The organism is Neiella holothuriorum (genome assembly GCF_019457915.1).
GTDB lineage: Bacteria > Pseudomonadota > Gammaproteobacteria > Enterobacterales > Neiellaceae > Neiella > Neiella holothuriorum.
Genome location: NZ_JAHZSS010000001.1, coordinates 333,746 through 355,486, shown reverse-complemented (window position 1 = coordinate 355,486; position 21,741 = coordinate 333,746). Strand labels below are relative to the sequence as shown.

At 48.8% G+C, this 21,741-nt stretch carries 19 protein-coding genes; 6 read left to right on the top strand and 13 right to left on the bottom strand.

From position 1 onward, the window contains the following. Positions 1-492: 492 nt before the first annotated feature. The 3 genes from K0504_RS01620 (at position 493) to ald (ending at position 4,093) form a co-directional block, all read left to right on the top strand. The gene (locus K0504_RS01620; protein ID WP_220102388.1) at positions 493-1,893 is read left to right on the top strand and encodes an ethanolamine ammonia-lyase subunit EutB; all 1,401 of its coding nucleotides are present in this window, start codon (positions 493-495) and stop codon (positions 1,891-1,893) included. Beyond that, the gene (eutC, locus tag K0504_RS01615) at positions 1,893-2,699 is read left to right on the top strand and encodes an ethanolamine ammonia-lyase subunit EutC (protein WP_220102387.1); all 807 of its coding nucleotides are present in this window, start codon (positions 1,893-1,895) and stop codon (positions 2,697-2,699) included. The genes K0504_RS01620 and eutC overlap by 1 nt, the downstream gene beginning before the upstream one ends. A 278-nt stretch (positions 2,700-2,977) precedes the next feature. Further along, positions 2,978-4,093, top strand: coding sequence for an alanine dehydrogenase (gene ald, locus K0504_RS01610; protein ID WP_220102386.1), 1,116 nt, complete (start codon positions 2,978-2,980; stop codon positions 4,091-4,093). 63 nt (positions 4,094-4,156) lie between these two features. Here ald and K0504_RS01605 read toward each other — a convergent pair whose 3' ends face one another. The 10 genes from K0504_RS01605 to nudF all read right to left on the bottom strand — a co-directional run bounded on the left by K0504_RS01605 (position 4,157) and on the right by nudF (position 13,587). Beyond that, on the bottom strand, positions 4,157-4,819 hold the full coding sequence (locus K0504_RS01605) for a sulfotransferase family 2 domain-containing protein (protein ID WP_220102385.1): 663 nt from the start codon (positions 4,817-4,819) through the stop codon (positions 4,157-4,159). A 171-nt stretch (positions 4,820-4,990) separates the two neighbouring features. Then, positions 4,991-5,242, bottom strand: coding sequence for an RNA recognition motif domain-containing protein (locus tag K0504_RS01600; RefSeq protein WP_220102384.1), 252 nt, complete (start codon positions 5,240-5,242; stop codon positions 4,991-4,993). Between the two features lie 200 nt (positions 5,243-5,442). Next, complete coding sequence (gene rraB, locus K0504_RS01595) at positions 5,443-5,829, bottom strand: ribonuclease E inhibitor RraB (protein WP_220102383.1); 387 nt, start codon at positions 5,827-5,829, stop codon at positions 5,443-5,445. Positions 5,830-5,854: 25 nt separating this feature from the next. Next, positions 5,855-6,571: a lysophospholipid acyltransferase family protein gene (locus tag K0504_RS01590; RefSeq protein ID WP_220102382.1), complete on the bottom strand. Its 717-nt coding sequence runs from the start codon at positions 6,569-6,571 to the stop codon at positions 5,855-5,857. 131 nt (positions 6,572-6,702) lie between these two features. Beyond that, entirely contained in the window at positions 6,703-8,997 is a 2,295-nt protein-coding gene (gene parC / locus K0504_RS01585) for a DNA topoisomerase IV subunit A (protein ID WP_220102381.1), read from the bottom strand. Positions 8,998-9,078: 81 nt separating this feature from the next. Next, positions 9,079-10,968, bottom strand: coding sequence for a DNA topoisomerase IV subunit B (parE, locus tag K0504_RS01580; RefSeq protein WP_220102380.1), 1,890 nt, complete (start codon positions 10,966-10,968; stop codon positions 9,079-9,081). 91 nt (positions 10,969-11,059) lie between these two features. Beyond that, a complete protein-coding gene (locus K0504_RS01575) occupies positions 11,060-11,632 on the bottom strand; it encodes a YqiA/YcfP family alpha/beta fold hydrolase (protein WP_220102379.1) in 573 nt (190 codons plus the stop codon). Then, positions 11,633-12,463, bottom strand: a complete 831-nt coding sequence (gene cpdA / locus K0504_RS01570) for a 3',5'-cyclic-AMP phosphodiesterase (RefSeq protein WP_220102378.1) — start codon at positions 12,461-12,463, stop codon at positions 11,633-11,635. A 4-nt stretch (positions 12,464-12,467) separates the two neighbouring features. Then, on the bottom strand, positions 12,468-12,944 hold the full coding sequence (locus tag K0504_RS01565; protein ID WP_220102377.1) for a DUF1249 domain-containing protein: 477 nt from the start codon (positions 12,942-12,944) through the stop codon (positions 12,468-12,470). Beyond that, a complete protein-coding gene (gene nudF / locus K0504_RS01560) occupies positions 12,937-13,587 on the bottom strand; it encodes an ADP-ribose diphosphatase (protein ID WP_220102376.1) in 651 nt (216 codons plus the stop codon). Before nudF ends, K0504_RS01565 begins: the two co-directional genes overlap by 8 nt. Before the next feature lie 208 nt (positions 13,588-13,795). Between nudF and tolC the strand changes: the two genes are divergently transcribed. After that, positions 13,796-15,124: an outer membrane channel protein TolC gene (gene tolC, locus K0504_RS01555; protein ID WP_220102375.1), complete on the top strand. Its 1,329-nt coding sequence runs from the start codon at positions 13,796-13,798 to the stop codon at positions 15,122-15,124. 351 nt (positions 15,125-15,475) lie between these two features. After that, positions 15,476-15,757, top strand: a complete 282-nt coding sequence (locus K0504_RS01550) for a hypothetical protein (protein ID WP_220102374.1) — start codon at positions 15,476-15,478, stop codon at positions 15,755-15,757. 77 nt (positions 15,758-15,834) lie between these two features. Here K0504_RS01550 and hldE read toward each other — a convergent pair whose 3' ends face one another. Then, entirely contained in the window at positions 15,835-17,259 is a 1,425-nt protein-coding gene (gene hldE, locus K0504_RS01545) for a bifunctional D-glycero-beta-D-manno-heptose-7-phosphate kinase/D-glycero-beta-D-manno-heptose 1-phosphate adenylyltransferase HldE (protein WP_220102373.1), read from the bottom strand. Positions 17,260-17,390: 131 nt separating this feature from the next. Here hldE and lpxL point away from each other — a divergent pair, with 131 nt between their 5' ends. Next, positions 17,391-18,329: an LpxL/LpxP family Kdo(2)-lipid IV(A) lauroyl/palmitoleoyl acyltransferase gene (gene lpxL, locus K0504_RS01540; protein WP_220102372.1), complete on the top strand. Its 939-nt coding sequence runs from the start codon at positions 17,391-17,393 to the stop codon at positions 18,327-18,329. Between the two features lie 39 nt (positions 18,330-18,368). Here lpxL and K0504_RS01535 read toward each other — a convergent pair whose 3' ends face one another. Both K0504_RS01535 and glnE read right to left on the bottom strand, forming a co-directional pair. Continuing rightward, a complete protein-coding gene (locus K0504_RS01535; protein ID WP_220102371.1) occupies positions 18,369-18,896 on the bottom strand; it encodes a hypothetical protein in 528 nt (175 codons plus the stop codon). After that, the gene (gene glnE, locus K0504_RS01530; protein ID WP_220102370.1) at positions 18,832-21,735 is read right to left on the bottom strand and encodes a bifunctional [glutamate--ammonia ligase]-adenylyl-L-tyrosine phosphorylase/[glutamate--ammonia-ligase] adenylyltransferase; all 2,904 of its coding nucleotides are present in this window, start codon (positions 21,733-21,735) and stop codon (positions 18,832-18,834) included. The genes K0504_RS01535 and glnE overlap by 65 nt, the downstream gene beginning before the upstream one ends. Positions 21,736-21,741 lie beyond the last annotated feature (6 nt).

Below are 21,741 nucleotides of genomic sequence, written 5' to 3'. Positions count from 1 at the left end.
TTAGCACCAACAACGCATTGTGAATTAAAGGAAAAGCAACAACCGAGCCAATAGCTATTGGCGACCTAAAGGAGTGCTTTAAAAGCGCTTAAGATGAAGGGGTAAATAGAAGTAATCAGTACGCTAGAGCGAATTTTTAAACAACTTAACGGCTATCGCTGTTCGCTCATTCAGGCTCTTGAGCATGTTCTGTTTAAGCGCACTTGTATACAATCTGCACAGATACAGTGCTGAATAACCACACAAATGGTGCAACTACTCTAATGAGATTCAACCGCTTACGGATGAAGTTCGTTGACAGTGCAGTTGATGGTCGAGCTTGCATCAAACTAATTCATGAGTCAGGGCAGCTAATAAACGAATGGCCACTGCCCTTGGCACTAGCCTTGCTACAACAGTTAATCTGTGTTTGAGCCACTAACAACTTGCCTCAACACTTAGGCGAATCACTTGTGACGAGTGACAGTGACTTTTCGACATTGGGAAAACTTCATGTCGCAATTTGGGACGACCTTAGGCTACCAGCGCTACAAGTTTGACGACCTGGCAACCTTATTGGCAAAAGCTTCACCATTGCGCAGCGGCGACCAACTAGCCGGACTGGCGGCCAGTAATATGCAGGAGCGTGTCGCTGCACAGCTCACCCTCGCCGATTTACCGTTGAAAACCTTTCTCCAACAACCCGTTATCCCCTATGAAAGCGATGAAGTGACTCGTTTGATCATCGATTCGCACGATGCCAAGGCTTTTGCTGCCATTAGCCACCTCACCGTTGGCGACTTTCGAAACTGGTTACTGCAATACCAGACGGATGCGGCAACGTTAGCCGCTATCGCGCCCGCAGTTACCCCTGAGATGGCTGCTGCGGTGAGTAAAATCATGCGTGTGCAGGATCTGATTCTGGTCGCCAGTAAATGCAATGTGGTGACCAAATTTCGCAACACCATTGGCCTTAACGGCACCCTATCCACACGGCTCCAGCCCAATCACCCGACGGATGATCCAGCCGGCGTTGCCGCCAGCGTGTTGGATGGATTGCTTTATGGCAGTGGTGATGCGGTGATTGGAATCAACCCAGCAACGGATAATCTGCAAGCAGTCACCGGCCTAATGTCGATGCTGGACGAAATAATTCAGCACTATCAAATCCCAACCCAGTCTTGCGTTTTAACCCACGTCACCACGCATATTGAGGCAATAGGTCGAGGCGCTCCGGTGGATTTAGTATTTCAATCCATTGCCGGCACCGAGAAAGCCAACGATGGCTTTGGCGTGAATCTAGCCATATTAGATGAAGCGTGGGATGCCGTTAAAGGTCTTAATCGAGGCACGCTTGGCAACAATTGTATGTATTTTGAAACCGGTCAGGGCTCTGCACTCAGCGCGAATGCTCATTTTGGTGTTGATCAGCAAACCTGCGAGGCTCGCGCCTATGCGGTTGCCCGCCGCTACCAACCATTGTTAGTCAACACAGTGGTTGGTTTCATTGGTCCAGAGTACTTATACGATGGCAAACAAATCATCCGAGCCGGCTTAGAAGACCATTTCTGCGGCAAGCTACTTGGTCTGCCCATGGGCTGCGATATTTGCTACACCAACCATGCAGAGGCTGATCAAGATGACATGGACATGCTGCTAACCCAGTTAGCGGCCGCTGGGGCGAATTTCATTATGGGGATCCCTGGCTCCGATGACATCATGCTCAATTACCAAACCACTTCGTTTCACGATGCTCGCTATGCTCGCCAATTGCTGGGGTTAAAAGCCGCCCCTGAATTCGAGCAATGGCTGATGAAGCAGAAGATCGCTGATGAATCCGGCGCGTTGACTGTTACCGATCAACTGCCGCCGGCCTTTTCCAGCCAGTTGACCGATGTAATTGGAGGCGACTGATGTCAGATAAGCCTGCTATTGTGCAACACAATCCCTGGCAAAAATTGCGCCGTTATACCGACGCTCGCATTGCTCTTGGCCGGGTTGGCGACAGCTTGCCCACGCAAGCGCATTTGGAATTTCAATTGGCTCATGCCAAGGCGCGCGATGCCGTTCACTTGCCTCTTGATTATGAGCTATTGCAGCAACAGCTAAGTGTATTTCGTTTACCCATTCTAACGTTAGAAAGCCAAGCATCAGACCGCGCTTGCTACTTACAGCGGCCCGATCTGGGTCGGCTTCTCAGCGAACAGTCGCTCAAAGCGGTTGCAGATTTCAGCGAGGGCTCAAAGCAGGGCTACGATATTGCTATTGTGATTACTGAAGGGCTGTCCTCATTAGCGATCGACAAAAATGCCAGCCCCCTACTTGCGCAACTCTTACCCGCTTTAGCTGCCCGTCAGTTATCGATTGCACCACTTTGCATGGTCAAACAAGGTCGGGTTGCGGTTGCCGATGCCATAGGAGAATCGTTACAGGCGAAGTTAGTACTTATTTTGGTGGGGGAGCGGCCAGGCCTCAGTTCGCCCGATAGCATGGGCGTTTATTTGACCTATCAACCACAAGTCGGCACTGCTGATTCAAAACGCAATTGTTTGTCCAATATCCGAGAAGGTGGACTAAGTTCGGAAGACGCAACCACCCGGCTACTGTATTTAATTGACCAAGCCCTAAGCAGAGCCTATACCGGCGTTGATTTGAAAGATGAAACAGAAGTTGAGCAACATCGTTTAGGGCAAAACTTTTTACTCCCCTCTTCTAACTAAAACAATAAGCCCGACACAACTTCTAAACTACGCCAGAAGTATGCAGTTCAATTGGGGTTGGCCTGTGTCGCTAAAGCCCACGATTCAACACGGCTGAAAATCATCAATCACTCTAGTCATTTAGCCAACCCTGCAACAAAATAACCATAGATTATTCTTTTTTGATTAGACAAAACAAAATTTCAACCAACAATTAACAGCAAGTTCAGTCACAAACACTACAAAAACGAACTTATACTTCCTTTCGTGACTAGGCATCAATTTATAAAGGAGTGATCATGTTAATCGGTGTACCTAAAGAGATTAAAAACCACGAATATCGCGTAGGAATGACACCTGCCAGCGTTCGTGAATTGACCCAACAGGGCCACGATGTGATGGTTGAGCACAACGCCGCTAATGGCATTGGTTTTACCGATCAAGACTACATCAATGCTGGCGCGACCATAGCCGCTGATGCAGCGAGCATTTTTGCCAAAGCCGACATGATTGTAAAAGTGAAAGAGCCACAAGCGGTTGAACGCGCCATGCTGCGTGACAGCCAGATTCTATTCACTTACCTGCATTTGGCACCCGATCTGCCGCAAACCGAAGATCTGATTAAATCGAAAGCGATTTGTATTGCTTACGAAACCGTGACTGACGATCGTGGCGGTCTTCCGTTACTGGCTCCAATGTCAGAAGTTGCTGGCCGGATGTCGATTCAAGCTGGCGCACAAGCGCTAGAAAAATCACAAGCGGGTCGCGGTATGCTGCTCGGTGGTGTACCCGGCGTAGCACCAGCCAAAGTCGCCATTATTGGTGGTGGCATGGTGGGCGCGAATGCCGCTCAAATGGCCATTGGTATGGGCGCAGATGTCACCATTCTCGATCGCAACATTGATGTATTACGTCGAATGAATGCGCAATTTGGAAGCCAAGTAAAAACCGCGTTCTCAACTGCTGATGCCATCGATCAGAATGTCCTAGACGCGGACTTAGTGATTGGCGGTGTACTGATTCCAGGTGCTGCAGCACCGAAATTGGTGACGGCTGACATGATCAAGCGCATGAAGCCAGGTTCTGCTGTTGTTGATGTTGCGATTGACCAAGGCGGTTGTTTCGAAACCTCGACCCCAACGACCCATGATGAGCCAACTTATATCGTTGATGATGTTGTTCACTACTGCGTGGCTAACATGCCAGGTGCGGTGCCGTTGACCAGTACCTTTGCGCTCAACAATGCCACGCTGCCTTTCATCATTCAGTTGGCAAACAAAGGCTATAAGAAAGCCTTGGCAGACAACCAACATCTGCTCAATGGCTTGAATGTCTACAAAGGCCAAATCACTTGTGAATCGGTGGCCGAAGCACTGAACTTTGATTATGTCACACCAAGCGTTGCGCTCGCATAATTAGACTTTCAGATACAAAAAAGGGGCGAAAGCCCCTTTTTTTATTCGCTCATGATTAGCGTTTTATGCCTTATCATCAAACTTGTAATTCAAGATCTCAATGTCTCGTTTAAAGTAATTAGCCACTAGCTCGGCGGTCTCATCGGTGTAGTAGCTGTGATAGGTCGAACGATCCGTCGCTTTACGCTTGTGTGGTAATGCAATGCGTTCAATGCCTATCTTGTCACAAGCTTGATCAAAGTCTTCCTGAAGTGATTCGTAATGGCCAATAAAATCAACGATAACATTGCCATGTAAATCGACCACATAATCAGACTGAAACTCCAATGAAGTATCAATGTGGTATTGGTATGGCCGTTCAGGATCAAACTTCCACTTTAGAAAGCTTTCGAAATCGTCATGCCCTTGCATCACTTGAGGCCGTTCACGTTTAATGTGGTGAAATGAACTCACCTGCAAATCCCATGGATTGCGGACAAACACAAACTTAAATAAGCCTTCAAAATACTCATCCGGCAACATTTCTTTTGCTGCAATCACTTTTGAGTGACGTGGGAACTTGGCACCAATGCGATGACCAGTGAAGCTGCTCAGTTTGCTACAAACAAACTGCGGCAATGAATATTTGTGCCCCCAGCGATATTTAGACAACGCCGTCCGCACGCTGGTGCCACCCGTTTTGGCGATGTGAACAAATAAGAATTGATGCTTATGGGATAACAGCATGATTAAGCAGCCTTTAAGCGGGGCCAATGAATGCGCGTATAGTAATGCTATTAGCTGCTTCGTGCCAGCAGTTGCACGGTAAAGACCAACATCGGTAGGCTAAAATATTTCAACAAGAAGGGAGTCACAGGCAGGCTTAACCTGCCTAAAGGCAATCGCAAGGTGCGTTCACTATCGCGCGGTGCGAGGGCGAGCCTTGTTCACTACTAAGTTGCGGCCGGCGAGTGGCTGACCGTTCAGAGCTTCAATAGCAGCTTGCGCCGCAGTGTCGTCTTGCATGTCAACAAAACCGAAGCCTTTCGAGCGGTTGCTTTCGCGATCCATAACAATATTGGCTGACACCACATCGCCGAATGGCGCGAAGGCGTCGTTCAACCCATCGTCGGTTAACTGATACGACAAATTACCTACATAAAGTCTCATCGAAAAAATCTCTTCCAAATTCGCCGCTACAATCGAGCGGACATATCCCTAACGGTCAAACAGCCGTATCGCTGAATGAAGTCCTTCGTTAGGATAACGACGAAATATGGCAAAAGCATGACGAGTGTTAACCCATGAATAGGGCTAAGAAGAGAGTGCAGCGAAGGACTGGCTCGCGCTCACGAGCCAGTCACAAAAGGTTATTCTTCGTCGTGAACAATTTGTTCTTCGGCGGCGTCGGGATCCACAAAATAGGTGCCCCAGCCATCGTAATAGATGCCCCATTTTTCAGCATTAGCTAGCATGGCTTCGCATTCATCATCGAGCACTTGTAGTTCCAGTGGCTGCTCAGTGACCAAATCAAAACTAAAGACACTTTGGCCTTCGTCATCTTCAATCTGTTCGGCATCGGTCACTTCAAAGCCCGCTTTAAACGCAGCCATGGCGGCCGTCTCTAGCACCGAAAAGTCTTCGGCTGAAAAGTGGTGTTCAATCACATACAAACCATCTGGGTCGCTGCCATCGTCAATCAATGCTTGGCGAATTTCGCGATTGAATTCTTTGAGGGATTCGAGTTCTTGATCCATGATGATCCTTTGACAGTTAGTCGGTTTAAGCGCTGCGTTTAGCCTGCTCAGTGAGCTCGGCAATTGTAGCAGTCATTGTTTGGTGAAGCTCGTCAGCAACCTGACGCACATCATCATCTTTAGTTAATAATCGTGGTGGCAAAATTTTTACTGGCACTTGGCCATTGTTGAAGCGCCCTAGCTTCACTAACGCCGCGGTATCGGCCACGCACACCGGCACAATCGGAACCTTGGCCAATTTGGCTAAGCGAAAAGCGCCCGTCTTGAACGGCAATAAGCCTCGACCATAGCTGCGAGTGCCTTCTGGAAACATCCACACGCTGAGCTGTTTTGATGCCATCTCGTTGGCGGCTTGACGCAAGGTATCGTTCGCCCGACCCGAGTGTTTTCGGTCAATTAAGATGTTGCCGCTCAGCCAGTAAAACAAGCCGAAAACGGGTAGCCAGACTAGGCTCTTTTTGCCAATGGTGACGGTATTTCGGGGCATTGGCGCGGGGCAGACAACCAGATCTAACGTACTTTGGTGATTACATACCAAGACGCAAGGGCCCAGATCGTCAAGGTGTTGCTTGCCGCTCAGTTTAATGCGAAATCCAAGCAATGGGCTGAGCCACATGAATGGCCGAGAAACCCAGTAGACGGCATTTCTATGAAACGGTCGAGCCAAGCACAGCAGCAGCAAGGGCAATGCAGCCACGAGCAATAAACCTACACTCAGTACAACTCGAATCAGGTATAGCATAAACATGCCTCAGCAAATCAGTCGCGGCAGTATAGCCGCTCAACTTCGACAGTCCACTGTCATCACAAGAGCCGACACAAATCAGCCAGCAAAACTGCTGGCTGATTTAGTTTCCACTGGCAGTTTAATCGTTAATCGCCATCCGATTCGGTGGTTGGCGCCTCTGCAACTTCAGGCTGTTCTATGAGGATTTCTTCAACCCGCTGCAAGCCTCGCGGTAGTTTGTTACCGCGGCGTCCGCGATCACCTTTGTAGTGCTCTAAATCTGATGGTTTTAGCGTCAGTTTACGTTTACCCGCTTTTAGCACCACCGATAATCCCGGTGGTACCAAGGCAATTTGCTTAACGTATTCTTCGCGGCTTTGAACACGTGCAGGCGGTACCTGAATGATCTTGTTGCCTTTGCCTTTACCTAGTTCCGGTAATTGATCAATTGGAAATACCAACATGCGCCCTTCGGTTGTTACTGTCACTACCAAGACATCATCCGAAGGCACCAGCTTAGGTTCAAACACTTTGGCGCCAGCGGGTTTGTTGAGTAATGCCTTACCAGCTTTCTGTCGGCTCAGTAGATTTTCATATTTACAAACGAAGCCATAACCCGCATCAGAGCTAATTAGGTACTTCTGATCGTCAGTCCCCATCAATACATAATCGAGGGTCTCGCCGGCAACCAAACTGAACCGGCCGGTCATGGGTTCCCCCTGCGAGCGAGCAGACGGTAACGTATGAGCGTCAGTTGAGAAACTACGGCCAGAGGAATCAAGAAACACTGCTGGCTGATTACTGCGCCCTTCAGCGCTGCCCTGATAAGCATCTCCTGATTTGTAGCTTAGGTTCTGGGCGTCAATGTGATGGCCTTTCGCGGCACGTGCCCAGCCCTTTTGCGACAACACAACGGTAATGGCTTCCGAGGGTAATAAGTCTTTTTCGGTGAGGGCCTTGGCTTCAGAGCGTTCGACAATCGGGCTACGGCGATCATCACCATATTTTTCTGCATCCGCTTGCAGCTCTTTTTTCATTAGTGTTTTTAAACGACGATCGGATGACAACAATTGCTCAAGCTTCTGGCGCTCGGCATCCAGCTCGGACTGTTCGCCGCGAATCTTCATTTCTTCAAGCTTGGCCAAGTGGCGCAATTTGAGATCTAAAATCGCTTCTGCTTGCCGCTCAGAAATGCCGAAGCGGGCAATTAATGCTGCCTTGGCGTCTTCTTCGGTGCGAATGATTTGAATCACTTCATCGATGTTGAGGAACGCAACTAACAGGCCTTCCAATACATGCAAGCGATCGAGCACTTTATCAAGGCGGTACTGCAATCGACGAACGATGGTGTCTTTGCGATACACCAACCACTCGTTTAGTAATTTGTTGAGAGCCTTAACTTGAGGGCGGCCATCAAGCCCTAACATATTGACGTTAACCCGGTAGGTTTTCTCTAAGTCGGTCGAGGCAAATAAGTGCTGCATCAGCTGCTCACAATCAACTCGATTAGAGCGCGGAATAATCACCAAGCGGGTCGGGTTTTCGTGATCAGATTCGTCACGCAGATCGGCCACCATACTCAGCTTTTTGGCCTGCATTTGACCGGCAATTTGCTCTAAGACTTTGCCGCCTGATGCTTGATGCGGCAGGGCTGTAATCACTATGTCGCCATCTTCACGGCTCCATACCGCACGCATGCGGACACTGCCTCGGCCTTTTTCGTAAATCGACAATAAGTCTTGTTTAGGCGTGATGATTTCAGCTTCGGTGGGGTAATCTGGCCCTTGCACAAACGTCATCAGTTCTTCAACGGTGGCTTTGGGATTGTCCAGCAGATGAACACAAGCCGCGACCAATTCACGCACGTTATGCGGTGGAATATCGGTTGCCATGCCGACCGCAATACCCGTTACGCCGTTGAGCAGAATATGCGGCAAACGTGCAGGTAATACCGACGGCTCCTTCATCGTGCCGTCAAAGTTTGGGACCCAATCAACAGTCCCCTGCCCTAGTTCACCTAACAGTACTTCACTAAAGCGAGTTAATTTCGACTCGGTGTAACGCATCGCGGCGAATGATTTTGGATCATCCGGCGCACCCCAGTTGCCCTGACCATCGACCAACGGGTAGCGATAGGAAAATGGCTGCGCCATTAACACCATGGCTTCATAACAAGCGCTATCGCCATGCGGATGATACTTACCCAGTACGTCACCGACGGTACGAGCTGACTTTTTGTATTTAGCCGCAGCCGACAAGCCCAGTTCGGACATGGCGTAAACAATGCGCCGTTGCACGGGCTTGAGGCCGTCACCAATATGCGGCAAAGCGCGATCCATGATGACGTACATGGAGTAATTCAGGTAAGCCTGCTCAGTAAAGCTGTGCAGTGGCAATCGTTCGACGCCTTCCAGACTTAGGTCGGCTGCATCATCAGTCATAGTTGTATTTCGTCGTTAGCTTATTATTAGGTTGTGGTGCCAGCAACAACACTGAAATCACCACCCCATCTTATTCTTCGGTTAGTCGATACTGGCTAGGTTGCCTTTGGTTTCTAACCATTCTTTACGATCACCCGAGCGCTTTTTCGCTAACAGCATGTCCATCAGCTCTTCTGTGTATTGCAGCTCATCAATTGTTAACTGCACTAAACGACGGGTATTCGGATCCATAGTTGTTTCGCGCAGCTGTAGCGGGTTCATTTCACCCAAGCCTTTGAAGCGCTGCACATTCACTTTGCCCCTTTTCTTCTCGGCGGCAATGCGATCTAAGATGCCTTCACGCTCTGATTCATCCAACGCGTAATAAACATCTTTACCGATATCAATACGATAAAGCGGTGGCATGGCAACGTACACATGGCCCTGCTCCACCAATGATTTGAAATGCCGCATAAACAGCGCGCATAGCAAGGTGGCAATGTGCAATCCGTCGGAATCGGCATCGGCTAGGATACAAATTTTGCCGTATCGCAACCCACTTAAGTCGACGGAGTTTGGATCAATGCCAAGCGCAATGGCAATGTCGTGCACTTCCTGCGAAGCTAAAATCTGTTCAGATTCCACTTCCCAAGTATTCAAAATTTTTCCGCGCAGCGGCATGATGGCTTGAAACTCGCGATCACGTGCTTGCTTGGCCGAACCACCAGCAGAATCACCTTCCACTAAGAATAATTCGCCGCGCATTGGGTCATCGCTCGAGCAATCAGTTAGCTTACCCGGCAATGCGGGGCCCGAAGTGACTTTTTTACGAACCACTTTGGCGCGCGAGCGCATGCGCTTTTGAGCATTGGAAATACACATTTCCGCCAGCGCTTCGGCAAAATCAACATGTTCATTGAGCCAAAGGCTGAATGCGTCTTTCACAACGCCGGAAACAAACGCCGAGCACTGGCGCGACGAGAGGCGCTCTTTGGTTTGCCCAGCAAATTGCGGATCTTGCATCTTCACTGACAAGATATAGGTGCAACGAAGCCAGATATCATCGGGCGTTAATTTGACACCACGCGGCAAGATATTGCGGAATTCACAAAATTCGCGCATGGCTTCCAGTAAACCATTGCGGAAACCATTAACGTGCGTGCCGCCTTGCGCCGTTGGAATCAAGTTAACGTAACTTTCTTGCGGACCATCACCACCTTCGGGTAACCACAACACGGCCCAATCAACAGCTTCGTTGTTGGCCGCCATGGCACCAATGAACGGTGCCTCCGGCAACATGATGAATTCTTTAACTGAATCTATCAGGTAGTCTTTCAAACCGTCCTGATAACACCATTCATGGGTTTCGTCTTTGTCTTTATTAACGTATTTAATCTGCAAGCCTGGGCATAGCACCGCTTTGGCTTTGAGCACATGACGTAGGCGCGTGTCCGAGAAGTTAGCTGAATCGAAATAACTTGGCTCTGGCCAGAAGCGAACGCGAGTACCGGTATTGCGTTTACCAACCGTGCCGGTGACCGTTAGCTCTTGCACTTTTTCGCCTTGTTCAAAGGCAATTTCATGCACTTTACCGTCACGCTTAACCAAGACCTCAAGACGTTTGGTCAGGGCGTTTACGACCGAAATACCAACCCCGTGCAAACCGCCTGAGAACTGGTAATTCTTATTCGAGAATTTACCACCCGCATGCAGCTTACTGAGAATTAGCTCAATGCCGGAAACACCATGCTCGGGATGGATATCGACCGGCATGCCGCGACCATCGTCAATAATCTCCAGCGATTGATCGTCATGCAAAATGACTTCAATCTTACTGGCATGGCCGGCCAACGCTTCATCGACACTGTTATCAATGACTTCCTGTCCCAAATGGTTTGGGCGAGTGGTCTCGGTATACATGCCGGGGCGGCGTTTTACCGGATCTAAACCACTAAGTACCTCAATGGCATCGGACGTGTATTGCTCAGACATAAGACGCTTTGTTAAAAAAAGGATGCCTAATAGTTCAAAAAGGCTGTAGGGATGTCAACTGTGGTAGTGCTCTTAGCGAAGACTACTTGAGCTAACCCATGAGAAACGCCAGCATGCTGGCTAAATCTTGTTCAAAATGCTGGTAACTGTGGTCTCCACCTTGGCGGATTCTCACATCACACCCGACAAAGTAATCTGCGGCTTGCTGATAGTCGAGCACTTCATCTGAAGTTTCGAGCCAAACTTGAACTCGCTCCGGTTGCTGTACCGTTTGCTCAATATTTTTTAGCTGAGTCATTTGCTGCTCGCCAAGCTCAAACTTATTCCCAGTGTAAGGGTTGGTTTGCGGCCCCTGATAATCTTTTAGCAACCGGTAAGGCGCAACGGCCGGATTAATCAATACCGCTTTGAGAGGATAATGTTCAGCCAAAAAGTGGCTATAAAATCCGCCCAGCGACGAACCAATAACAGCCACCGGCTCAGGCATGGCTGCTTCGATCAATTGACGTAACTGTGCGATTGCGGCTTCTGGCTCATCAGCCAAGCGCGGGACTTGGTAAATCACATTGGGGTGGTGCTGCGCTAAATAGCGACCCGTAACTTGGGCTTTATGAGACTGCTCTGAACTCATAAAGCCGTGGATATAAAACAGGTTCAAAGCCAATTAATAACCCTGCGCTCGCAGATCTGGAACAAACGCATCATCCGGCAAGCGTTTCAACTCAGTCAGTAATTGGCCATCTGGATTTAACGTCAGATAGCGATACCCCGGCGGACGTTTATCGAGCGCAAATTGCTCGGAGCGAGGCTTAAACTGAATGCAGGTTGATGGTGTCGCGATCAAGTGTAAATGGTCACGATTTTGCTGCCAGTCTTGATGAACATGGCCCCACACCACACCGCGAGCATTAGGCGCAGCGCTAAGTAGTGACAGTAACGACTCGCCATTTTTCATGCGATGTTGGTCGAGCCAGCGGCAGCCCATCGGTACCGGATTATGATGGACAAAAACCAAGGTATAACGATCGGGGTATTCAGTCAGCGACTCGGACACAAAATCCAACTGCTGCTGCGCCAGTTCGCCGAATGTGAAACCGCGAACTTGCGAGTTCAACATCAGCAACTGCCAATGCTCGGTGAGCACCCGATCAACGCTTGAAAGCGGCTCTGCGCTGAGCAAGTCCGGCATAATTAAGCCGTCATCATGGTTGCCGGGAAGCCAAACAATTGGCTTAGCCAAGGTGGCGATGGCTTCGGCAAAAACCTGATACGAAGCGGGGCTGTCATCCTGAGAAATGTCGCCGGTAACCACAACCAAGTCAAAAGCTTGGTTGTCAGCTTTAACACTTTTTAGCACCGCCTCAAAACTATCTCGGGTATTCACCCCAAGGAGCTCTTTTGCCGGATCACCAAATAAGTGAGTATCCGTGATTTGTAGAATGCGCAGAGGCCCAGCTTCTGACGCTTGTAAAGTCAGATAGTCCTGTGTATTCAATTTGTTACCAATTAATCAATTTTTTATGTAATTCGTTATTTGCACCAACACCGTGGTCAAGACAAAAGCTCAACCACTCGGCAAGAAATTGATTCAGCTGCATTTTTTCGTCACGCTGATGCATCCGAACATTAGGATAATCATAGCGTGCACGAACCCCACAGATCTGCTGACAACTTAACACTTCTGCCATCTGTGCATCATGGTACAAACGCACTTGCATAGTGGGTGCTAAATAATCTGGCATACCCTGTCGGTGCTGAGTTAACAACATCGTGGTGGTGTATGGTGCTTGATCTTCAACGGTCAGGCATAGACTTTCACCGGCTTGACTAAACGTCATGGTGGCTTCACCGGCTAATCCATTGACGAGCTTCAACAAACTGGCATAGTTGCGGGCACAACAGGCGTGCAGTTCCGTTAAGTTAGGAACATAGCGTTTCGCACCGCGCTGTGATGTACCAACACCAAATCTAGCCATTTGAACTAAGCCACAAATCCCGAATGCGTTGATGATTCATTGCCAACCATTGTAACCCGATAATGCTGGCAGCATTGTCAATTTTTCCATCTTCCAGCAGTTTTAAAGCTTGTTGCCGTGAATAGCAATGCACTTTGATGTCTTCGTGTTCGTAGTCTAAGCCGTGTATTCCACCGGCGTTGCGACTATCGATGGCCCCGACATATAAGCTAATGCGCTCGCTACAACCACCCGCACTCGGTAAATAACTGCAGATAAATTCAACTTGGCCGACCGTTAAACCGGCTTCTTCAATTGACTCGCGCCTTGCAACGTCTTCAGCCGTTTCTCCGGGTTCAATCATCCCCGCAACCAATTCAAGCAACCAAGGGTTTGATGATGTCTCAAGTGCGCCGAGCCGAAATTGTTCTACCATAACAACTTGATCGAGTTTTGGATCGTATGGCAGTAACACCACGGCATGGCCTCGCTCAAATAATTCACGAGTCATGACCGATGACCAACCGCCGGCAAATAATCGGTGGCGCAATTGGTATTTTTTCAGCTGGAAGAAGCCGTTATAGGCCAAGTCGGTGGACACAATTTCGACATCGGATGCCGTAAAGCTTTGTTCGCAGGGGCTGACGCTGTCGCCTTTAGTCATCAAGAGTCCTTAGCTAAGCATTGGTGTTACCAACAGAAATTTACATTTTTTCAATTGGAAGATTACGGAATAAGTTCATAATAAACGTGCAAAATCATATACACTATCAACGGGCGGCTGTTGAACATTAATGTTACTGAGTTTTTCAGCAACATTAGCGTTGAACAGCCTCTTGTACCAGTTCAGTATCAGGAATGGGATTACACCAATGACTAAGACACTTCGCGCATTGAGCATCGGAATTGCCCTTGCCGTTAGCAGCGCCGCCACACTCGCTGATGATCTTCACCAAATTTATCAAAAAGCACTTGAGAAAGATCCGGCCTTACGGCAAGCAATCGCCTCAAGAGATGCAGCCATGGAAGCCACGGGTGTTAGCATGGCGGCTTTGCTGCCTCAAATCGCATTATCAGCCGAATTTTACAGCCAAAGCAGTAATCGAGATGCTCGTGAGGTAGACAATCAAAATGCGACGTTGAGCTTGTCTCAGAGCATTTATGATCGCTCGAACTGGGTGAACTTGGATCGCTCCGATAAAGTCGCCAGTCAAGCAGAAACCAGTTATCAAGCCGCGCTACAAGATTTAATGTTGCGAGTGAGCACAGCTTACTTCGATGTACTTAGTGCTGGCGACCAACTTGAGTTTGTACAGGCCACTAAAAAAGCAATTGCTCGCCAACTTGAGCAAACCAAACAACGCTTTGCGGTAGGCCTGACAGCAATTACCGATGTGCATGAAGCTCAAGCTGAATATGACCAGTCCGTTGCCGATGAAATTGTCGCTCTGAACGATTTGGAGAACAGTTACGAAGGTCTGCGCGAAATTACGGGTATGTACCACAAAGATTTGAACGTGCTGAATACAAAACGATTCAGCCCGGTACAACCTGAGCCAAAACAGTCGGCTGACTGGCAGAATTTGGCGACCAATCAAAACTTGAATTTGATCATCAGCCAACTAGGCGTTGATATTGCCATGCAAGACATTGAGCTAGCTCAGTCTGGTCACTGGCCAACTTTCTCATTGTTTGCGCAGCTCAACACCTCTGACAACGATTATGATGATCCGAGTGTTGCCGCTTCTGCTTCATACAGCCACTACACCGACAACGTCATTGGCATCCAAATGGATTTGCCGATTTATTCCGGTGGCGCCACATCAGCAAGCACGCGCGTTGCTCGTGCCAACTATGTTGAAGCCAGTGAGCAACTCAACGAAACATATCGCGGCGTAATGCGCGGTGTGATTAACGCCTATAACAACGTAAAAGCATCGATTAGCGCAGTAAAAGCTTTTGAACAAACCGTTATTTCGCGTGAAAGCTCATTACAAGCAACCGAAGCAGGCTTTGAGGTTGGTACGCGTACAATCGTTGACGTATTGGACTCCACTCGAAACTTATTCGATGCCAAAAGTCAGCTATCAAGTGCTCGTTACAACTACATTCTAAGTGTCCTACAGCTTAAATTTGCAGCCGGCAACTTGTCGGAGCAAGACATTGTATTGATTAACAATGGTCTAACACGCCCAAGCTAATCAAAGGTCACAATATCTCGCATTAAACAGCCGGTCTTAATGACCGGCTTTTTTGTTTTTTAGCTAGAGCATTTAACAGCCCATACAAATGCCGCCAACTCATCAACAATCCGCGATTTTTTACATTCAACGCACGTCAAATTCACAACATCAACACTAAACAAACAAAAAAATTGAAATAAACCCTTTAATTTCAATAACATGAAACTTTATGTGATTTATATCACAAAAACACCTTGACGACTTATGTGATCCACATCACAATAATCATCAATTGGTGAGCACAGACATCACCAACCAAAACATTAAAAACTTGTTTCGTTCAATCGATTAATATTGCTGAGGTTAATTATGAAAACTGTTACTGCTATTGCCGCTACTGTTGCTTTGTTCGCTGCTGCTCCAACTTTCGCTTCTACTTCTTTGAAATTTGTTGCTGCTAATGATCAAGTCGAAACTCAAGTTTGTGTTGCTGCTGTGAAAGATGGCATGCAAGGCGCTGATAAAGTTGGTAAAGAATTAGGTCTGAGCAAATACGAAACTCGCAACGTCATTTGTAATGGTCGTGCAATCGCATCTTTCTCTCGTAAGTACAAAGATGTGAGTGCTGAAGTTGTCAGCACAAAGTCTTAATTTAAAAGACTAAACACGACTCAGCTAATTGCCAGCCACACCGGCTGGCAATAGCGAGTAGTTTTAGAAGTTTGTTTTTATTGACTCTTTATCTGCTCAATAATTTTGCTCGTAGAGCAACCATCTTCAAAGTTCAACACCTGCACATCACCGCCATTCGCCCAAACCGCATCGGCACCAGCAATTTCATCAGGCTTGTAATCACCACCTTTCACTAAGCTATCAGGCAATATTTCACCAATCACGCGCGCCGGCGTATCTTCACCAAATGGCACCACCCAATCGACAGCTCCCAATGCAGCTAAAACGGCCATTCGTCGTTCCAGCGGATTGACCGGACGACCTTCACCTTTCAAACGAGTGACAGAAGCATCATCATTCACGGCCACAATCAGTCGATCGCCCAAAGCTCTCGCCGCCGCCAAGTAAGACACGTGGCCTGCATGCAAAATATCGAAGCAGCCATTGGTCATTACAATGCGTTCACCACGAGCTTTCGCTTGTGCCACCGCAAAACTCAACTGTTGCTCGCTGACCACACCAAAACCGGATTCAGATTGTTCGGCAATAGCTTGTGCAAGCTCCATTTGAGAAACCGTAGAAGTTCCCAATTTCGCCACCACAATACCGGCAGCTACATTTGCCAGGGCGCAGGATTGCGCCATTGACGTGCCAGCCGCTAGCGATGCCGCCAATACCGAAATCACCGTATCTCCGGCACCGGTAACATCGAACACTTCCTTCACCATCGCTGGTAGATGCAATTCATCTTGATCAGCGGTGATTAAGGTCATGCCATTTTCGCCACGAGTGACAAGCAGCGCTTCTAGTTCTAAATCTTGCCGTAGCTGATGGGCTTTATTGACCAAATCGGCTTCAGATTCACAACGCCCAACCACCGCCTCGAATTCACTCAAGTTTGGCGTCATTAAGGTAGCGCCGCGGTATTTCTCGAAGTCAGAGCCTTTCGGATCAACCAATACAATCAAGTCTTGTGCTCGCGCTAAAGCAATTAATTCGGCAACATTGGTCAACGCGCCTTTGGCATAATCAGACAACACAACAACTTTTGCCTGCGCCAACGCCTTGTTATAACTTGCGGTCATCGGGGCTGCATCAATAGCGGCAAAGCTGTCTTCAAAATCCAAGCGAATGAGCTGTTGATGACGGCTCATCACGCGAAGCTTGGTAATGGTCGGTAACGTATCGACTTGCTGAAAGTCAGTGGTCACGCCAACCCCAGTTAACGCCTTAGTTAACGCCTCTGATGCTTCGTCTTTACCTGTCATTCCCAGTAAGCAAGTACCTACTTTTAGTGCCGCCAAATTAAGCGCTACGTTGGCAGCGCCACCCGGCCGATCGTCAAACTGCTCAACCTTCACAACCGGAACAGGCGCCTCTGGACTAATGCGACTGGTTGGCCCTTGCCAATAACGGTCTAACATTAAGTCTCCAGCAACAACTACCTGAGCAGTGGAGTAATCGGGCAAGGTTAATTTCATAGCAATACCGGTTTGAGCTGTAAGGAAAATTAAGTGGCGCACAGTCTAACACAAGGTCTGAGTTGGCAACTATCCATGACGATTGGTATTAGCTAGAATAGCGCCTTTTGCGGCAAGTCTTTTTGAGAGCCATGACAGATAAAACCCCCGGCGATTTTCAATGGTTTATGTTGTACCCAAAGTACTGGCCTGTATGGTTAGGCTATGGCTTGTTGTGGCTAATTGTGCAGTTACCGTTTCGGTGGATTATTAACTTTGGCTATGGCATTGGATCACTGGCCAGCTTGCTTTTACGTCGTCGCCGTCACATTGCTGCAACCAACATTGCGCTGTGCTTTCCTGAACTGACCGAGCGCCAGCGACGCGTCATGCTCAAGCAAAACCTACGTGAAGCCGGTGCCGCCTTAATGGAAACGGGCATTGCCTGGTTTTGGTCCGATAAACGAATGCGCCGCATTACTGAAATTCGAGGCGAACATCACTTCACCCAGATTCAACAACAAGGCCAAGGCGTGGTGATGCTGGCTTGTCATATGATGAGCTTAGAAATTGGTTGCCGCCGCTTTGCGATGGACCATCATGCTGGCGGGATCTATCGGCCAAATAAAAATGCCGTGATGGAATACTTTCAGTACCGAGGCCGGAGCCAGACGGGGGCCGAAATGCTCAACCGCAATAACATTCGTTCAGCCTTTAAAGCGCTCAAAAATGGCACCGCCGTTTGGTACGCCCCAGATCAAGATTTAGGCCGTAAACGCTGTATTTTCGTCCCGTTTTTTGGCGTTGAAGATACCGCCACCACGCCAGCAGCCGGACCAATGGTCTCTCTTGGGAAAGCGAGGTTATTACCGTTTTTTCAGTATCGTAAGCCCGATGGTTCAGGCTACATATTGGAGGTGCAAGCGCCACTTGAAGATTTTCCAAGCGGTGATGAAGTGGTTGATACCACGCGTATCAACAAGTTGATTGAAGCCAATGTGAGACGTTATCCAGAGCAGTATTTGTGGGTCCACCGCCGCTTCAAAACCCGACAAGATCCAACATCACCGTCTCGCTACCGCAAGCAATAGCCCTTCAATGCGGTTCAAATGCTTTGCCGGACGGCAGATCTAATTCGACTCAACCCAGAGCTTTTGAGCAAAGTCATAACGCAGCCGGCGCCAGCCGGCGCTATCGGGATCGGCCAGTTTAATCTGACGAACCAATTCGCCCCAGCGCACATACACGCGATCTTGCTGATCATAGCCTTCAAGAAGGCTGGCTTCGGGCTGCTTGATGGCTAGCTTTTGGTAATGGTTATTAACCCAGCTGTACACCAGCAGCCCTTTAAAATGACCATCGGCTTCTAGCAACATCACTAAATCGGGTTGTGGTTTGCCCGTTAGTTTTTCCAGCCAAATTGCGGAAATTGGCTGATGATAGGCTTCATAAAGCGTTTGCTGCTGGCCTTCGGGCATGGTGAGCGCCAGTTGAAACATGCCGCGCTCACAACTGCCAGAAAAACTTAGCGCCGCACTGACGCCCGCTTTGCTTGCTTCAAAGGTCTGCTGGCAATTTTCTTTGGCGTGACTGCTAAAGACGCTGCTCAACATCAGCAAACAAATGCTGCCATACCGCCATAACTTGCTGACGTTCATCGCCAAACTCCGTTGCTGATACCATTGCTTTTTGATTTTGTAAGGATAGGTGATGACCTCGATTGCGGTAGCTACAGTACGCATGGGTTAGTTGGCCGGCCTGCTGCGTCGTCAACAATTGCTGCTCTGCGGCGGTTTCGAAAATACGCAAATTATCCGACCAGTCGGCCATACTTGGCAGCGCCTGGCCAAATGCCAACACTAAGTATTGGGCGATAAATTCAATATCAGCAATGCCACCCGGATCTTGCTTCAAGTCGAATTTAGACTCATCGTCAGAGCCGAGGTGTTCGCGCATTTTGTGGCGCATTTTTACCACTTCTACAGCAAGCTCATTCATATTCCGTGGCAAACACACTATTTCACGACGTAATTCGGCAAATGCTTCGTGTAATTGCGGCGCGCCAAAGACGGCTCGCGCGCGAACCAACGCTTGATGCTCCCACACCCAAGCCTCTTGTTTCTGATATTCAGCCAATGCATCCAAATGAGTGATTAACAACCCAGAAGCGCCTGAAGGACGTAGGCGTAAATCAATTTCATACAACTCGCCAGAGTGGGTACGCGTGGTCATTAAGTGGCTAAATCGCTGAACTAGCTTGACTAAAAATTGGGTGGTATCTATCGGCTTATCGCCGGTTGTCACGCCGCGCGGCACCATGTGGAAAAAGACAATATCAAGATCCGAACCGTAGCCCAGCTCAAAGCCACCGAGCTTGCCATAACCCAACACCGCAATGCATTGCGCCGCACTATTAATACCATCTGGTGTACCGTGACGCTCGGTGAGCTGAGCCCATGCCGCGTGAACACAATAGTCGAGTAAGACTTCCGCTAAGCGCGTTAAGTGATCGCTTACTTTGGTTACAGCTAAACCGCCAGTTACATCAGCAGCAGCAATCCTCAATTGCTGCGCTTGTTTGAAATGACGCAGCGCTTCCATTTGTTGTTCAAGATCGTCGTCATCAATACGCATCATGAACTGACGTAATTCATCGCCGTACGCTTCTAATTCTGTTGGTCGATAGAGTTGAGCAGGCTCGAGCAATTCATCCAATAGCATTGGATGATTCGCTAACTCAGAAGCAATCCAGCTACTCGACTCACACAAGCTAACAAGCTGTTGCAAAGCTTTAGGGTTTTCTAGCAGTAACTCAAGGTATGTGGTTCGCGTTAGTACCGTCTCGATAACGCCAAGCACCGGCGCCAAGGTAGTTGCGGGCTGCTTGGTTTGGCACACAATAGCCAGAGCAAGCGGCATAACACGCTCTAGTGCATCGCGACCACGCGGGCCAAGCTGACGCTTTTTGGTCTTGTCGTAAAACGTTTGTAGCGGATTGAGGAAGCGCTCCGAAGACTCAATATTTAGCTCCTGACAGGCGCCTTCGACTAACTCTTGTTGCCACACATCGGGCCACAACGGCATCACTTGCAATACTTCTGGCGCTGGATCGTCATCGCCTGGCGGCTCACCAATAACCTGACCGAACGCTTGTCTGACGTGCTGACGTTGTTCATCAAGTGCCTTGTTCAGTTGCTGCCAGTCATCACATCCCATGATGGCGGCCACGCGAAGTTGGGCGAAATCAGTATCCGGTAAAGTTTGGGTTTGAGCATCGGCAAGCCCTTGCAAGGCATGCTCTAATTTGCGTAAGTAACGGTAGGCGTTGGCTAATGCTGCCATGTCCGTATCGGGCAATGCAGCCAATTCATCGATCACTTGTAAGGTTTGCAGTAAGTTGCGACAGCGCAACTCTGGTGCGCGACCACCGCGCATCAGTTGAACCGTTTGCGCCACAAATTCCACTTCTCGAATACCGCCAGCGCCAAGCTTAACGTTGCCCGCTAATTGGCGGCGTCGTACTTCTTGCTCAATCAAGAGTTTCATTTTGCGCAGCGACTGAATGGCTGAGAAATCGATATAACGGCGATAAACAAATGGCATCAGCATTTGTTTGAGTTCGGCGGCATAATCATTGTTGGCGCCAAGCACGCGCGCCTTTACCATGGCGTAGCGTTCCCACTCGCGGCCATGATGCTGATAATAATCTTCCAATGCTGAAAACGGCATGACCAATGGGCCACTATCACCAAACGGGCGCAGTCGCATATCAACTCGAAATACCGAACCATCGGCAGTCGCTTGATTCAGCGCACTGATTAAACGCTGACCTAACCGAATGAAAAATTCCTGATTATCGCGCTGCCGTCGCACACCTTGTGTTTGGCCAGCTTCTGGATAGGTAAAAATAAGGTCAACGTCAGACGACACATTAAGCTCTGCGCCCCCCAACTTACCCATGCCAATGATCAGCAGTGGCTGTGGCTTGCCGTCAGCATTGCTAGGCACGCCCCAACGTTTCGTTAAATCGTGATAGAGCCAGTCATTGGCTTGGCAAATGGCTTCGTCTGCCAATGCCGATGTTGCTTCCAACACTTCATCTAAACTGGCTTCGCCTAATAAATCACGCCAGATAATATGAAATTGAATTTGTTTACGGGCTTTTCGCAGTTGCGACATGAGCGCCGGTTCATTATCAACATCTGCCAGCGCGTCTTGAATGGTCTTGGCTATCGATACATGACTAAGCGGCGTGGCCAGCGTTCCTGCTGCTAACCAGTCGGCGACTATCGCGGGTTGAGCATTGATGATTTCGAAAAGAAAGTCCGATAACGCCATCGCATGACAAAGCTGCTGCTTATAAGGCTCCAAGGCTTCAACATCGTGATCGTCTGCTAATTTTTGCCATTGTTGCAGGCCATGCTGTTGCAGTTCGGCCGTCAAGGTTTGCCAAGGAACCGGCATGGTGACGGGCGAAACGACAGGCTCAATCGCCATAGTTAT